The organism is Pseudomonas sp. Pseusp15, from assembly GCF_059492165.1.
This window is the reverse complement of the sequence record NZ_CP168523.1, coordinates 3,009,816-3,022,759: the sequence shown is the minus strand read 5'-3', so window position 1 is coordinate 3,022,759 and position 12,944 is coordinate 3,009,816. Positions and strand designations below refer to the sequence as shown.

The 12,944-nt window shown below is 59.8% G+C and carries 13 protein-coding genes and 2 pseudogenes; 11 read left to right on the top strand and 4 right to left on the bottom strand.

Annotated features, from left to right (window positions below; all coding sequences use genetic code 11):
* Positions 1–89: 89 nt before the first annotated feature.
* The 3 genes and pseudogenes from ACEN8R_RS13525 to ACEN8R_RS13515 all read left to right on the top strand — a co-directional run.
* Positions 90–180 (top strand): annotated as a pseudogene (locus ACEN8R_RS13525) (ABC transporter ATP-binding protein); the annotation flags it as partial.
* Between the two features lie 59 nt (positions 181–239).
* Positions 240–1,676 carry an FAD/NAD(P)-binding protein gene (locus ACEN8R_RS13520; RefSeq protein ID WP_495624970.1) on the top strand — a complete coding sequence of 479 codons (1,437 nt, stop codon included), beginning with the start codon at positions 240–242 and terminating at the stop codon, positions 1,674–1,676.
* 428 nt (positions 1,677–2,104) lie between these two features.
* Positions 2,105–2,452, top strand: a pseudogene (locus tag ACEN8R_RS13515) (DUF6124 family protein); the annotation flags it as partial.
* A gap of 290 nt (positions 2,453–2,742) precedes the next feature.
* On the opposite strand, the gene ppnN reads toward ACEN8R_RS13515, so the two are convergent.
* The gene (ppnN, locus tag ACEN8R_RS13510; protein ID WP_018928007.1) at positions 2,743–4,116 is read right to left on the bottom strand and encodes a nucleotide 5'-monophosphate nucleosidase PpnN; all 1,374 of its coding nucleotides are present in this window, start codon (positions 4,114–4,116) and stop codon (positions 2,743–2,745) included.
* 228 nt (positions 4,117–4,344) lie between these two features.
* Here ppnN and ACEN8R_RS13505 point away from each other — a divergent pair, with 228 nt between their 5' ends.
* Positions 4,345–4,872: a DUF3087 domain-containing protein gene (locus ACEN8R_RS13505; protein WP_495624969.1), complete on the top strand. Its 528-nt coding sequence runs from the start codon at positions 4,345–4,347 to the stop codon at positions 4,870–4,872.
* Positions 4,873–4,878: 6 nt separating this feature from the next.
* On the opposite strand, the gene ACEN8R_RS13500 is transcribed toward ACEN8R_RS13505, so the two are convergent.
* Positions 4,879–5,868 carry a LysR family transcriptional regulator gene (locus tag ACEN8R_RS13500; protein WP_169342477.1) on the bottom strand — a complete coding sequence of 330 codons (990 nt, stop codon included), beginning with the start codon at positions 5,866–5,868 and terminating at the stop codon, positions 4,879–4,881.
* Between the two features lie 84 nt (positions 5,869–5,952).
* Between ACEN8R_RS13500 and ACEN8R_RS13495 the strand changes: the two genes are divergently transcribed.
* The 4 genes from ACEN8R_RS13495 to ACEN8R_RS13480 all read left to right on the top strand — a co-directional run bounded on the left by ACEN8R_RS13495 (position 5,953) and on the right by ACEN8R_RS13480 (position 9,966).
* Positions 5,953–7,122, top strand: coding sequence for a M20 aminoacylase family protein (locus tag ACEN8R_RS13495; RefSeq protein ID WP_495624968.1), 1,170 nt, complete (start codon positions 5,953–5,955; stop codon positions 7,120–7,122).
* 90 nt (positions 7,123–7,212) lie between these two features.
* A complete protein-coding gene (locus ACEN8R_RS13490; protein WP_374707279.1) occupies positions 7,213–7,992 on the top strand; it encodes an ABC transporter substrate-binding protein in 780 nt (259 codons plus the stop codon).
* Positions 7,993–8,076: 84 nt separating this feature from the next.
* The gene (locus ACEN8R_RS13485; protein ID WP_495624967.1) at positions 8,077–8,223 is read left to right on the top strand and encodes a hypothetical protein; all 147 of its coding nucleotides are present in this window, start codon (positions 8,077–8,079) and stop codon (positions 8,221–8,223) included.
* A 165-nt stretch (positions 8,224–8,388) separates the two neighbouring features.
* A complete protein-coding gene (locus ACEN8R_RS13480) occupies positions 8,389–9,966 on the top strand; it encodes a sensor domain-containing diguanylate cyclase (protein WP_495624966.1) in 1,578 nt (525 codons plus the stop codon).
* A gap of 2 nt (positions 9,967–9,968) precedes the next feature.
* On the opposite strand, the gene ACEN8R_RS13475 is transcribed toward ACEN8R_RS13480, so the two are convergent.
* Together ACEN8R_RS13475 and dapA are read right to left on the bottom strand one after the other, a co-directional pair.
* A complete protein-coding gene (locus ACEN8R_RS13475) occupies positions 9,969–10,364 on the bottom strand; it encodes a DUF2784 domain-containing protein (protein WP_258613732.1) in 396 nt (131 codons plus the stop codon).
* 60 nt (positions 10,365–10,424) lie between these two features.
* Positions 10,425–11,300, bottom strand: coding sequence for a 4-hydroxy-tetrahydrodipicolinate synthase (gene dapA / locus ACEN8R_RS13470; RefSeq protein WP_018928002.1), 876 nt, complete (start codon positions 11,298–11,300; stop codon positions 10,425–10,427).
* Between the two features lie 379 nt (positions 11,301–11,679).
* Between dapA and ACEN8R_RS13465 the strand changes: the two genes are divergently transcribed.
* From ACEN8R_RS13465 to ACEN8R_RS13455, 3 genes are all read left to right on the top strand, one after another.
* Complete coding sequence (locus ACEN8R_RS13465; RefSeq protein ID WP_018928001.1) at positions 11,680–12,378, top strand: AzlC family ABC transporter permease; 699 nt, start codon at positions 11,680–11,682, stop codon at positions 12,376–12,378.
* Positions 12,378–12,689: an AzlD domain-containing protein gene (locus ACEN8R_RS13460; RefSeq protein ID WP_167331190.1), complete on the top strand. Its 312-nt coding sequence runs from the start codon at positions 12,378–12,380 to the stop codon at positions 12,687–12,689. The genes ACEN8R_RS13465 and ACEN8R_RS13460 overlap by 1 nt, the downstream gene beginning before the upstream one ends.
* 61 nt (positions 12,690–12,750) lie before the next feature.
* Positions 12,751–12,909, top strand: a complete 159-nt coding sequence (locus tag ACEN8R_RS13455) for a hypothetical protein (protein WP_018927999.1) — start codon at positions 12,751–12,753, stop codon at positions 12,907–12,909.
* Positions 12,910–12,944 lie beyond the last annotated feature (35 nt).

Below are 12,944 nucleotides of genomic sequence, written 5' to 3'. Positions count from 1 at the left end.
GCTGCAAGTGTTTCTTGAATAATTATTCAACCTGTTGAAATAAAAGAAAATTATATTCAGGTTCGGCTCCTGAGAAACAGTGGGGATGGCATCGAGACGAGCAGGTGAGCTTCCTGATGGCCGAGCAAAATATTAACGTGGCACTCAAGTACGCTTCACAGGCTAGCGTCCGGTGAGTGACTGACACGGGGCGATCCGCACGACTTCTATTCAGGTAAACATTGACCAGTGAGAACGCCATGACTGAGACCCCACGCGGACAGGCGAGCGACGCCATCCGCCACGCTGACATCCTGATCATCGGTGGCGGCCTGAGTGGCGCGATGCTGGCGGCGCAGTTGTTGCGCTTGCCCGGTCAACGCCGGGTTCTGGTGATCGAGCCGCGAGCAGAACTGGGCCGTGGCGAAGCCTACAGTGCGGTGGAGCTGGGCCATACGCTCAACGGTAACGCGGCGCGGATGAGCGTCGACCCGGACAACGCCGATGACCTGACCCACTGGCTGACCGAACACATTGCCGCCGGTGGCTGGCCGGAGTCGGATGAGCAACATGTGCCGGTCAGTGAACTGTTTCCGCCGCGCGGGTTGTTTGGCGTTTATGTGCAGCAGCGTCTGGCTGAAGCGCAGGCGGTGGGCGCATTGAAGGGGGCGCGTGTCGAACATGTGCGGGCCGAGGTGGTGGACCTGGAAACGTTGAGCGATTCGGTGCGGTTGAGCCTGAGTGATGGGCAACAATTGCAGGGCGCTTACGCAGTGTTGGCGACCGGAATGTTTCCCGCCGCCCGCACGCCGCAGACCGAGTCCAGCGGTTTGAATGCAGCTGCACTCGACCCGTGGGATGTGGCCGCCATGCGTCAACTCGATCCACAGTCGACGGTGCTGATCATCGGCTCGGGCCTGACCATGGTCGATGCCGTGGTGTCGCTGGAGCAGGCCGGGCATCGTGGGCCGATCGAAGTGTTCTCCCGTCATGGTTTGCTGCCGCATGTGCGCCGACAACCGCCGGCGTGGGTGGATTTTCTCGCCGAGGACCACAGTATTCGCACACCGCGTCAGCTGGTGCGCGAACTGCGCCGGCATTGTCGCGATGCCATTGCTCAAGGCATCGACTGGCAAGCGCCGCTGGACACGGTGCGAGCGCACATCGGGCGGTTGTGGAGTCAGGCGACCGATGTGCAACGCCGGCAATTTGTGCGGCATGTGCGGCCATGGTGGGAAAGCCATCACCATCGCTCGCCGCCGTTGAGTGCCGAGTTGGTGGCGCGGCTGCATGGGGAAGGGCGGTTGCGGATTCATGCCGCATCGTTCAAGGGGCTCGAGCCTGCGTCGGACGGTGAGGCCACCATCCGCATTCGTCGTCGTGGTGAGGCGCAAACCTGCGTGGTGCATGGCGCGGCGCTGATCAACTCCAGCGGCATCGAATACGACTGGCGCCGGGTGGCGCGGCCGTTGCCCCAGCAATTGCTCGCTCGCGGGCTGGTACGGCCGGGGCCGTTGGCGTTGGGCATTGCTGCGGCGGTGGATGGCGCGGTACTCAGCGCCGACGGGCAGGTCGCCAGCCGTTTGTTCGCCATGGGGCCACCGTTGCGCGGCATGTGGTGGGAGAGCACGGCGGTAACTGATGTGGCGAGCCAGGCCAAGTCTCTTGCGGCGCGATTAGTAAGCGATCTGTTGTAGCAGCTGCCGAGCCCGCGAGGCTGCTGCTACGGGCAGGCCAAGTCTCTTGCTCGCGAAGAGGCCAGCCCATCCACCGCAAAATCCACAGTAAGACCAATAAACAGGCGATGTTTAATCGACATCTCCAGATACTCACTCAGGCTACACAGCCTTGCGCCGTTGCCTACGACTACGCCAGAATCCGCCGGCTTGTGCGCCTTGAGGCCGGGCTCTATCGTTTCCGGGTCGCTGACGAATCAGCGATCGGGTTTAGCAGCTCGATGAATATCAAGGCACGTCAGTGTCGCCATTCGCGTTATGGCGGCTATGCGTGGGGCACTTCGGTGCGCCGGGTTCCTTGATCCCTGGTCTGCTAACCCGCGTACAGCCGCCACCTTCTTCGTTTAGCAGCGGTAGATGTCGGCTCCACTGATCAAGGAGCTTCATTTATGTTCAAACCAACACCAAATCCTCCGGAAACCGACGACATTTCCCCCTACGAATCCCTCGATTCGAAAAAACTCCACGAAGCCGCCGACCGCGCCCTCGACCACTACCTCAAACCACCCATCCCCAAAGCCACCAAGCGCAAACCCAGCACCATTTACCATGTGGGTACGAAGGTCGATAACGAAACCCTGCTGGTCAACGCCTGCGAATCCCTGGCGTCAGCGAGCATGATGCTCAGTGAGTTCGCCGGACTGATGGACATGCCACATCGCAATGTGATGTTGGGGATTCAATCGGTGGTCATGCTTGGGGAGTTGGCGGTGAACCGGGTGCTGGATAACCTCGATCACTCAGAACTGAGTGACCCATTGTGGCGAGGGAGCTTGTCGGATCGCCGCACCGTCCCGCTCGGCTGCGCAGCAGTCGCAAAACCGGCATATGCGGTGTGCCAGAAAAATGCGGTTGCTGGATTTGGGGTCGCTTCGCAACCCAGCGGGAGCAAGCTCCCTCGCCACAGTGGGCTCCACTGACTCAGTCCCCAAAAACAAGAAACCCCGCATCACGCGGGGTTTCTTGTTTCCGGTGGTTCTGCAAGCGGGCCATCTCGGGCAAGCCCGCTTCCACAGGGTTTTGCGTATCAAGCCACTACTTGGTAACACGGCACATACGCTGCGCCGCCCGGCAGTTTCATCCGGTGCTGGGCGACGAAGGCTTTGAGCAAGTGGTCCAGCGGCTGCAAGACCTCGGCATCACCGCGAATCTGGTACGGCCCGTGTTCTTCGATCAGGCGGATGCCCTTGTCCTTGACGTTGCCGGCGACGATGCCGGAGAACGCGCGGCGCAGGTTGGCGGCCAGTTCGTGGGGCGGCAGGTTGCGGCTCAATTGCAGGTTGGCCATGTTGGCGTGGGTCGGGTCGAACGGGCGCTGGAAGCCTTCGTCGATCTTCAGCAGCCAGTTGAAATGGAACGCGTCGTTGCGCTCGCGGCGGAACTGTTTGACCGCTTTGAGGCCCTGAGTCATCTGCCGCGCCACTTCGGCCGGGTCGTCGATGATGATCTCGTAGTGCTGCTGCGCTTCTTCACCGAGGGTTGCGCCAACGAAGGCGTGCAGTTGCTCCAGATACGGTGCGGCGCTTTTCGGCCCGGTAAGGACCACCGGGAACGGCAGGTCCTGGTTGTCCGGGTGCATCAGGATGCCGAGCAGGTACAGGAATTCCTCGGCCGTGCCCGCGCCACCCGGGAAAATGATGATGCCGTGGCCAACCCGCACGAACGCTTCCAGGCGTTTCTCGATGTCCGGCAGGATCACCAGTTCGTTGACGATCGGGTTCGGTGCTTCGGCGGCGATGATCCCCGGCTCGGTCAAGCCGAGGTAACGGCCGCCGTGGATGCGTTGCTTGGCATGGGCGATGGTCGCGCCTTTCATCGGGCCTTTCATCACGCCAGGGCCACAACCGGTGCAGATGTCCAGGCTGCGCAGGCCGAGTTCGTGGCCGACTTTCTTGGTGTATTTGTATTCTTCGGTGTTGATCGAGTGGCCGCCCCAGCACACCACGATTTTCGGCTCGACGCCGGGGCGCAGGGTGCGGGCGTTGCGCAGCAGGTGGAAGACGTAGTCGCTGATGCCCTGGGAGGTGCTCAGGTCGATGCTCAAGGCGTCGAGTTCGTTTTCTGTGTAGACGATGTCGCGCAGGGCGCTAAAGAGCATTTCACGGGTGCTGGCAATCATTTCGCCATCGACGAAAGCGTCGGCGGGGGCATTCAGCAGTTCCAGGCGTACGCCACGGTCTTGCTGGTGAATGCGGATTTCGAAGTCTTTATAGGCTTCCAGAATGGTCTTGGCGTTATCGACATGGGCGCCGGTATTGAGGATGGCCAGGGCGCACTGGCGGAAGAGGGTATAGGTGATGCCGGATGAGGCTTCGCTCAGTTGCTGCACTTCACGCTGGGAGAGCGTTTCCAGGCTGCCTTTAGGGCTGACCGAGGCGTTGATTACATGTCGTTGGGTCATTCAATGATCCTTAAAACGATGTCACCCGCCAGCAACGGCGCATGGCATCCGAATAGTGTGTATCCATGATGAAGATGGCACGAACTGCGCTGTATCGCCATGCTCCCGTTTGACGATGAAAAGATGAAAAGGAGCTCCAGCATAGCTAAATCCTTCGGGGAGGCGATAATGCCTCGCAGTCTTTTTGTCACAGCGCCTTTTACCATCGATGCAAGGAACCCCGTCGCGATGTTCGAAATCCAGCCAATGAATGCCGAAACCTATCGACGCCAGACGCGGCGCAGCACGGTGATCATCGCCCTGATGTTCCTGGCGCTGGCGATGGTGCTGTCGACGGCGGCGGTGACGTTGTTCGGTGAACCCGGCGGCGATAATCTGCGGTTCAACGTGGGCGGTGTGTTTGCCGCGTTGTTGCTGACGGTGGCGCTGATGCGCGGCAAGTTCTGGAGCCAGGAGTGGATGGCGCCAGCGGTCTATGGTTGGCAGCTCAAGCGCAGCCTGATGAGCGTCACCAACGTCATGCACCAGGTGACGACGGCGGTGGAGCAGAGCGATCCGAGCGCCATGAAGCTGCTGCGCTTTTATCACTTGGGGCTGAGCCAGATGCACCAGTTGGACGGCAACTCCAGCGACCATAGTCAGCTGGCCCGAGAGATGGATCAACACGCGGCGCGGATGCAAGCACTGGGCATCGATACTGAGCAGACGCAATTGAATCCGGCCTGGCTTGAGGCATTGAAACAGACGCGCGCCTGATCCCTCTCAAACCCGCAGGTGCAGCGTTTCAAAGAGTTGTCGGTCTTCCTTTTTGGCCGAGCGGGCATGACGCCGAATGACCTGCAACAGGCAATCGGTAAAGCACAGTGCCGGATTGCTCAGCGCACCATTGCGGCGTGTCACGATGCCCAACTGCCTGGGTTCGAATTGTTCGGTCAGCCCCAGGGAAACCACTCGGCCGAGAAAGGGCGGGGCGATACTCACAATGGAGGGGCCCCAGGTGCACATGTCGGCCCGCTCGACCATCATCTGCAGGATCGCCAGTGAATGGGCGCGGACGATTCGGCTCTCATCAATTTGTGCTCCGTGTTTCCAGAACAACTCCTGCATCAGCCCATCGTGACCGTCCGGTGCATAGTTCAAGGTCCAGTTCTGCTCCAGCAGCTCATGGATCGACCGAGCATTCTGTTGTGCATGGCCCTGGCGGACCAACACCGACGTTTGGTAATCGAGCAGGGTTTGGCAGGCAAATTCCTGGGTTGATTGCGTCGGGTGAAGCTGGCCGATCGCAAAATCCATGCTGCCATCGCGCAGCAGCGGTTGGGCCACGGCCATCAGGCTTTCGAACAATTCCAGCCGGATTTCCGGCATTCGCTCCCGAAAGGCCAGTACCACTTCGGGCAAGAAGGTCAAGGCAATCCATGGCGTGATCCCGACACAGAGCCGCCCCTGAGCCTTGCCTCGCAGGTGATCGAGCTCTGTCTGCGCATGTTCGAGTTGCTTGATCACGAGCCGGGCGTGAGTCAGCAGCACTTTGCCGTACTCGGTGAAGTTCAGACCGTTGGGCGTTCGGGTGAACAGCGGCAACTGCTGGCTGGTTTCCAGTTCGCGAAGTGCTTTGGTTACCGCGGCCTGGGACATATCCAGCGAGCGAGCGGCCGCGCGGATGCTGCCGGTTTCGGCGCTGGCGATCAGTGCTTGTAGTTGATGCAGTTTCATATGCTCACCGTGACGACAACCAATGGTTGTCATCATAACCAAACTGCGTCTCCCCAGCCCGGACTCCGTTCCCTAAGATCGACCCCAACAGCCGCCCAGACCTATCGAGGGAATACAACGATGAACGCCGGCCCTGTCTTGCCTGGTATTGCCGCGATCCAGGATGAAATGATCGCCTTGCGGCACAGCATTCACGCGCACCCCGAGTTGGGCTTTGAGGAATTCGCCACCAGTGAGCGGGTTGCACAGTCTTTGACGCAGTGGGGGTTTGAGGTCAGCACCGGTGTGGGCCGGACCGGAGTTGTCGCCACCCTGAAAAATGGTGAGGGGCGCTCCGTTGGCTTGCGCGCCGACATGGATGCACTGCCGATTCAGGAAACCACCGGCCTGCCGTATGCCAGCCGGATTGACGGTGTGATGCATGCCTGCGGCCACGATGGGCATACCGCAACCCTGTTGGCGGCCGCTCGATACCTGGCACAGACCCGGGCGTTCAACGGCACATTGCATCTGATTTTCCAGCCGGCCGAAGAAGGGCTGGGCGGTGCCAGGAAAATGCTTGAAGACGGCCTGCTCGAACGGTTCCCGTGTGATGCGGTGTTTGCCATGCACAACGTACCGGGTTATCCCGTCGGGCATCTGGGGTTTTACAGCGGCCCGTTCATGGCGTCTGCCGATACGGTGACGATCAAAATCATCGGTCACGGCGGCCACGGCGCTGTGCCGCACAAGGCCATCGACCCGGTGGTGGTGTGCGCCTCGATCGTGATTGCCTTGCAAAGCATCGTGTCGCGCAACGTCAATCCGCAGGACATGGCAATTATCACGGTGGGTTCCATACATGCCGGAAGCGCTTCGAATGTCATTCCCGTGTTCGCCGAAATGAGTCTGAGCGTGCGAGCGTTGACCCCTGAGGTTCGCCGGCTGCTCGAACTCAGAATTACCGAGCTGGTCGAGGGCCAGGCCGCCAGTTTCGGCGCACAGGCCCATATCGACTATCAGCATTGTCATCCGGTGTTGATCAATGATCCCGAGCAGACAGCGTTCGCCCGTCAGGTCGCGCAGGACTGGCTGGGCGAAGGACAAATGATTGACGACCTGCGCCCCTTCACCGCCAGCGAGGACTTCGCTTTCATCCTGGAAAAGTGCCCGGGCAGCTATCTGGTGATCGGCAATGGCCAGGGCGACAGCGGCTGTCTGCTGCACAACCCCGGCTATGACTTCAATGATGCCTGCCTGCCGATCGGGGCGAGTTATTGGGTGAAGCTGGTCGAGGGTTTTCTGCGTTGAGCGGCGGCGTTTTCAAGCGCTGCGGCTGTACAAAAAGCTGTCGGTAACCTGGCTCGGCGAGCCTATAGAGGAAAAATAACAATGAAAAAAATGATCGCGGCTGTATCACTGGTGTTGTTCACGGCATCCGGCCTGGCCGGAGCGGCCGACTGGTCCGGCAAAGTGTTGAGGCTGGGCGTCGACCCGACCTACCCACCGCTGGAATACAAGAACCAGGATGGCACGCTGACCGGCTTCGGGGTCGACATCGCCGAGGCGCTTTGCGCCGAGTTGCATGCTCGCTGCGTCTGGGTTGAAAGCAGCTGGGACGGCATGATCCCGGCCCTGCTGGCGCGCAAGTTCGACGCGGTGGCTTCGTCGATGACCATTACGCCCAAGCGCCTGGAGCAGATTGCGTTTACCGACAAGGTGTCCAATGCGCCGGCGCGTTTGGTGGTCAGGCGTGGATCGGGCTTGCTGCCCTCCCTGGAGTCGCTCAAGGGCAAGCGTATTGGCGTGGAGCAGGGGTCGACCCAGGAGGCTTATGCCAAAGCTGTCTGGGGTTCGAAGGGCGTGGACATTCTCTCCTATCAGAATCAGGACCAGGTGTACGCCGACCTGGTAGTGGGGCGACTCGATGCCTCGCTGCAGGGCGCGATCCAGGCCAGTTACGGGTTTCTGAACACTGCGCGGGGAAAGGACTATGAATTTGCGGGTGCCACCCTGGATGACCCCGGTTTTTTCGGCGTCGGTGATGGCATCGGCTTGCGCAAGAGTGATGTCGAGCTGCGCGAAGACTTGAACAAAGCGCTGGCGACGATTCTGGCCAACGGCACTTACGAACGGATCAACAAAAAGTACTTCGATTTCGACGTCTACGGCGCGAAATGACGCCTCTCGATACCTGAAACAGGGCGGCCGTCCGGGCCGCTCTGTTTGACCATCCTCTTCACTAATAAAAACAAGGAGAGCGAAATGCTTCTGGAAGGCTTTGGCCCGCAAATCCTGTCGGGCACCCTGGCCACCAAGGGACGGGTGGAGGAACAGGGAGCACCGAGCTGTGTGCTGGAGCAGCCTCGGCGCGAGCGGTTGAAGCAGTTTCTGGCGGGAAGCCTTAAGTAACGGGTGCTATCATCCTCGTTGATCCGGCGGATGATTGCGATGACCGTTTTCGTGCAAATTACCTATCGTGTCGGGTTGTAATGGTTTGAGCGCCGGTCACGGCTGGCTGGCGCTAAAAGGGCGAACGGGAAAATTCGCCATGTCATAAGGGATTCAGGGAGCGTCATGGGGCATCCGTCCGTCAAAGATCGTATTGAACACACCCGGTTCGCCACGCCTTGGGTGCCCGAGCCGGTTGAGACAACGCTCAAAGTTCGATACGCGGTTTCTCTGCTGATTGCGGTGTGCCTGTCCTTGATGGCCATTGTGATCGGTGAAAGCTGGAACTCGCGTCAGTACCATCTGCGTGAGAGCGAAGTGGCGATGTCCAACCTGGCGCAAACCCTGGCCTCGCAGGCGCAGGCATCGATCAAACAGGCCGACACGCTGCTGTTCTCCCTGGTGGACCGCCTCGAAATCGATGGCATGCAACCGGAAAAATTTCCCCGACTGCAACGTTTGCTCCAGGCTCAGCGCAGTGAGTTGGTACAGATCCATGGGCTGTTCGTGTTCGACGAAGAAGGACGCTGGCTCGCCAACGCCATTAACGTCATACCGCCCAATGCCAATAATTCCGACCGTGAATATTTTATCTACCACCGTGATCATCCCGACCGCGGTCCTCATATCGGTCCGTCGATAAAAAGTCGCTCGACCGGTGAGTGGATCATGACCGTGTCACGCCGGATCAATCACCCTGATGGCCGGTTTGCCGGCGTGGTGGTGGCATCGATCTACCTCAAGCATTTCCTGGATTTGTACAACAGCATCGACATGGGCAATAACGGCGTGATCAACCTGATCTCCGATGACGCCACCATTGTCGTTCGGCGCCCGTTCAACGAAGCCGATATTGGCACCAGTGTTGCCAAAGGGCCGCTGTTTACCCAGCTGTTGCCCAAGGGCGATTCCGGTACGGCAACGGTCAGGTCCTTTGTCGACGGGGTGGTGCGGGTCGTGGGGTTTCGACGGGTCGAGGGGTATCCGCTTGTCGTCTTTGCCGGGCTCGACAAGGATGAAGTCCTGGCCAGTTGGCGGCAGGAATCAATATTCAGTGCGGGCATCGTCCTGTTGCTGCTGGGGTTTCTGGGGGCTCTCGGTTATCGCCTGATCCGCCTCATGAAGCAGCAGAATCATATTCAGAACAATCTGTTGGAGACTCAGGACAAACTCATTGAGGTCAACCGCAGCCTGGAGTTGCTGGCACTGGAGGATGCACTGACCGGGCTTTCCAATCGGCGTCAATTCGACCTGTTCATTCTCGCGGAAATGGGCCGCGCCAGGCGTAGCCAGGCCCATCTTGCGCTGTTGATGATCGATGTCGACCACTTCAAGAACTTCAATGATCACTACGGTCATTTGGCGGGCGATGAGTGTTTGCGCAAAATCAGCACGATCATCACCGAAAACATCAAACGCCCCGGCGATCTCGCGGCTCGCTTCGGTGGTGAGGAGTTTACGGTGGTGCTGCCTGGTACCGACTACGTGGGGGCGTTTCTGGTAGCGGAAAACATCCGCCGTGCGGTTCAGCAGGCCGGCATCAAACACGTTGAGGGTGTGGAGGGCGTGGTCACGGTCAGCGTGGGTGTCTGCGCTTACGACCCGGCCTCGCAAGCCCAGCCCGACGACATTGTCGGCGCCGCGGACAAGGCGCTGTATGTGGCCAAGGCCAGTGGCCGGAACATGAGTGTTATCGCCAACTGAGTTCAACCGGACCGGTGGTTACTGCCTGAACGGGTCGGATGCTTCCAGTGCCGGAACAACCGCACATAGATCAGCACGTTGAGCGCCAACACCACACTGCCCAGTGCCAGTTGAATCGTGGGCGTCAGCCCGGCCGGATAAATGATCGGCCACACGTAGTGTTCGATAAAACCGCCGCCGTAACCGGTTTGCCCGGCCGCGTGGCGCATGCGGTTTTCCCATTCGGTGAGTGGGCACGCCAGGTGGAAGACTTCCACGATCACACCCCATGCAGCGGCGGGCAGGTGCCACCAGATCAGGTGGCGCCATTTGAGCACCAGCAGCCCGCCGAACAGCACGAACAGAATGAACAACAAGTGAGACAGCACCAGCCCGTCGGCGGCGATTCGGTAAAGCATGTCGATTCCCTGACGTGTTGGGTGAATCGCTCCATGGTACTCGGGCTGGACGCTTGTGCTCTATCGATTGCCGCCTTCAAGCGCTGCCAGTACTTCTTTCAAACGCACCGTCGTGCTTTCACTGCTGCGTTGCATCGGCGCTCGCAGCTCGTCGCGGATCAATCCTTCAAGGGCCAGGGCAGTTTTCACCGGGGCGGGATTGGGCTCGATGAACAGGCTGTGGATCAGCGGCAGCAACTGGAAGAAGGTCGTTCGGCCGGCCGCTAAGCGGTTGTCGCGAAGCTGTTGATACAGCGTCACGAACAGCTCGGGATGAACATGGGCCGAGGCGGCAATTGCGCCTTTGGCCCCCAGGCATAGCGCGCCGAAGATCTGATTATCTTCGCCGCACAGCACGTCGACGTTACCGCTGGAGAGCAGTGCCAAGGTGTTGGCTGGGTTGCCGCCGCAGTCCTTGATCGCGACGATCCGCTCATGGGCGACGATCCGGAGCAGGGTCGCCTGCTCGAAGGCTATGCCGGTGCGATAGGGGATGTCGTAGAGAATAATCGGGACGCTGGACGCATCGGCGACGGTCTTGAAAAAGGCTTCGAGGCCGGCCTGGGAAGGGCGGATGTAGTAGGGCGGCGGCACCAGCAAGCCCGCCAGGGGACGCTTCAGGATTTCGCTTTGAAAGTGCAGCAACTCGGTGAGGTTGTTGCCGGCCAGGCCCATGACCACGCGTTCTGGTGGAACCTGTTCCAGCACCGCATCGAGCACCGCCAGTTGTTCATGTTTGGCCAGCGCCGCGGCTTCCCCGGTGGTGCCGCAGACCACTATGCCATCGACGCCTTTTTCCAGCAGATGACTGACCAGCCGCCGCAATCCGGCGAAGTCGATCGCGCCATTGTGAAACGGCGTAACGATGGGAACCCAGATACCTTGAAACGATGACATGCACTTTCTCCTGAAGGTTGACCGATTTCGTCACCGTCAGAAGCGTAGAAGGAAGTCAGCAAGAGGAGGGGTGTCCGTCGCGCTCAATGTCCTGTCAGCTCATCTGACGGGACAGCGCGCCCCGGTCACATGAGCGACTGTTTCTTCGATTTAGGGGCGTGCGCAACGCAACCTTGCGCCTTGGCAATCAAGCCAATGACGACAGTGTTGAGGTTGAAGGTTGCGGACATGGTTGCTTACACCCTGAATGAGGCGCCCAGTTTTAAAAGCCGACGGGGTATTTGTCAATCGTGAAGTCGTTGCAAGTGCGCAAGATTGTTCAAGCCATCGGCCATGACTGCTGGCACAGTCTGAAGTCTTTTCCTGATTGTAGAGCGTTATGTCCAACTCATTCATGCCGCGTACTGCATTCCTTCGTGGCGCCGCGGCCATCATGCCGTTGTCCCTGGCGACCGCGCCCTGGGGGTTGCTGGCCGGTTCCATGGCCATCGAGGCCAACCTCACGCCCCTGCAAGGCCAGGGGCTGTCGAGCATCGTGTTTGCCGGCGCGGCGCAATTGGTCGCCATCGGCATGCTCAAGGGCGGCGCCGGGGTCTTTTCGATTCTGTTGACCACGTTGCTGCTGACCTCCCAGCATTTGCTGTACGGGATGAGCATGCGTTCGGTGATTTCCCCGTTGCCGGGCCGCTGGCGTATCGGGCTGGGCTTTTTGCTCACCGACGAGTTGTTCGCCCTGACCAGCCAGCATGACAAACAGCAGTTCAATCGCTGGTACGCCCTCGGCGTGGGCCTGACGTTTTACATCGCATGGAACCTCTTCACCCTGGCGGGCATTGTGCTGGGCAGCAGCATTCCGGGCCTTGAACACCTGGGGCTGGATTTCTCCATCGCCGCGACCTTTATCGCCTTGATCACGCCGGTGGTGCGCAACGTTCCGACAGTGGTTTGCGTGGCAGTCTCGCTGTTCTGTTCGGTGCTGTTCAGCTATTGGCAATGGGGCTCGGCGCTGGTGCTGTCGGGATTGGCGGGCATGACCGCAGGGTTCATCTGCAACAAACTTTACGTGGGGCGCACATGATGGTCTGGGCTGTGATTATCGGGATGGGCCTGCTGGTGTTCCTGAACCGCTACGTATTTCTCGAACCTCGGCTGCCGGTGCGCTTGAGCAGCAATGCCCGGCAGTTCCTCGGTTTCGCGGTGCCGGGCATGCTCACCGCGATCTGCGGGCCGATTGTGTTCATGCCCGACAAACAGTTGAACCTGCAGTGGGACAACCCCTACCTGATCAGTTCGCTGGCGGCCGTGGGCCTGGTGCTTTACACCCGCAATACTCTGCTCAGCATGTTGTTGAGCATGGGCTTTTTCTTTTTGCTGCGCTGGTGGCTCTGAGTCGTCCGGCGCGAAACTGTTCTACGCTTAACGGATGATCCCTTGAGGACGGGAGGTGGACATGGCCACTGAACCAAAGCGTCCGGACCTGGATGATGAGACCGATGAACCGACAGAGGAAGAAATCGAGCGGCAGAAGCGTTCGACGCCGGACTGGAAGCACCCCGACGACGGCAAAGAGCTGTCGGACCGCGACCAGGAACACCCGCTGAAGCCCTGATCGGTTTGCACATCCCCAAAGCCCCGCCAATAGAT

Excerpts from the sequence above, each read along its gene's own strand:
- ppnN (WP_018928007.1), bottom strand. The coding sequence starts at position 4,116 with ATGACCCAACGACATGTAATCAACGCCTCGGTCAGCCCTAAAGGCAGC.
- ACEN8R_RS13505 (WP_495624969.1), top strand. The coding sequence starts at position 4,345 with ATGTTCGAAATCCAGCCAATGAATGCCGAAACCTATCGACGCCAGACG.
- ACEN8R_RS13500 (WP_169342477.1), bottom strand. The coding sequence starts at position 5,868 with ATGATGACAACCATTGGTTGTCGTCACGGTGAGCATATGAAACTGCAT.
- ACEN8R_RS13480 (WP_495624966.1), top strand. The coding sequence starts at position 8,389 with ATGGGGCATCCGTCCGTCAAAGATCGTATTGAACACACCCGGTTCGCC.
- ACEN8R_RS13490 (WP_374707279.1), top strand. The coding sequence starts at position 7,213 with ATGATCGCGGCTGTATCACTGGTGTTGTTCACGGCATCCGGCCTGGCC.
- ACEN8R_RS13455 (WP_018927999.1), top strand. The coding sequence starts at position 12,751 with ATGGCCACTGAACCAAAGCGTCCGGACCTGGATGATGAGACCGATGAA.
- ACEN8R_RS13495 (WP_495624968.1), top strand. The coding sequence starts at position 5,953 with ATGAACGCCGGCCCTGTCTTGCCTGGTATTGCCGCGATCCAGGATGAA.
- ACEN8R_RS13465 (WP_018928001.1), top strand. The coding sequence starts at position 11,680 with ATGTCCAACTCATTCATGCCGCGTACTGCATTCCTTCGTGGCGCCGCG.
- ACEN8R_RS13475 (WP_258613732.1), bottom strand. The coding sequence starts at position 10,364 with ATGCTTTACCGAATCGCCGCCGACGGGCTGGTGCTGTCTCACTTGTTG.
- ACEN8R_RS13485 (WP_495624967.1), top strand. The coding sequence starts at position 8,077 with ATGCTTCTGGAAGGCTTTGGCCCGCAAATCCTGTCGGGCACCCTGGCC.
- dapA (WP_018928002.1), bottom strand. The coding sequence starts at position 11,300 with ATGTCATCGTTTCAAGGTATCTGGGTTCCCATCGTTACGCCGTTTCAC.
- ACEN8R_RS13520 (WP_495624970.1), top strand. The coding sequence starts at position 240 with ATGACTGAGACCCCACGCGGACAGGCGAGCGACGCCATCCGCCACGCT.
- ACEN8R_RS13460 (WP_167331190.1), top strand. The coding sequence starts at position 12,378 with ATGGTCTGGGCTGTGATTATCGGGATGGGCCTGCTGGTGTTCCTGAAC.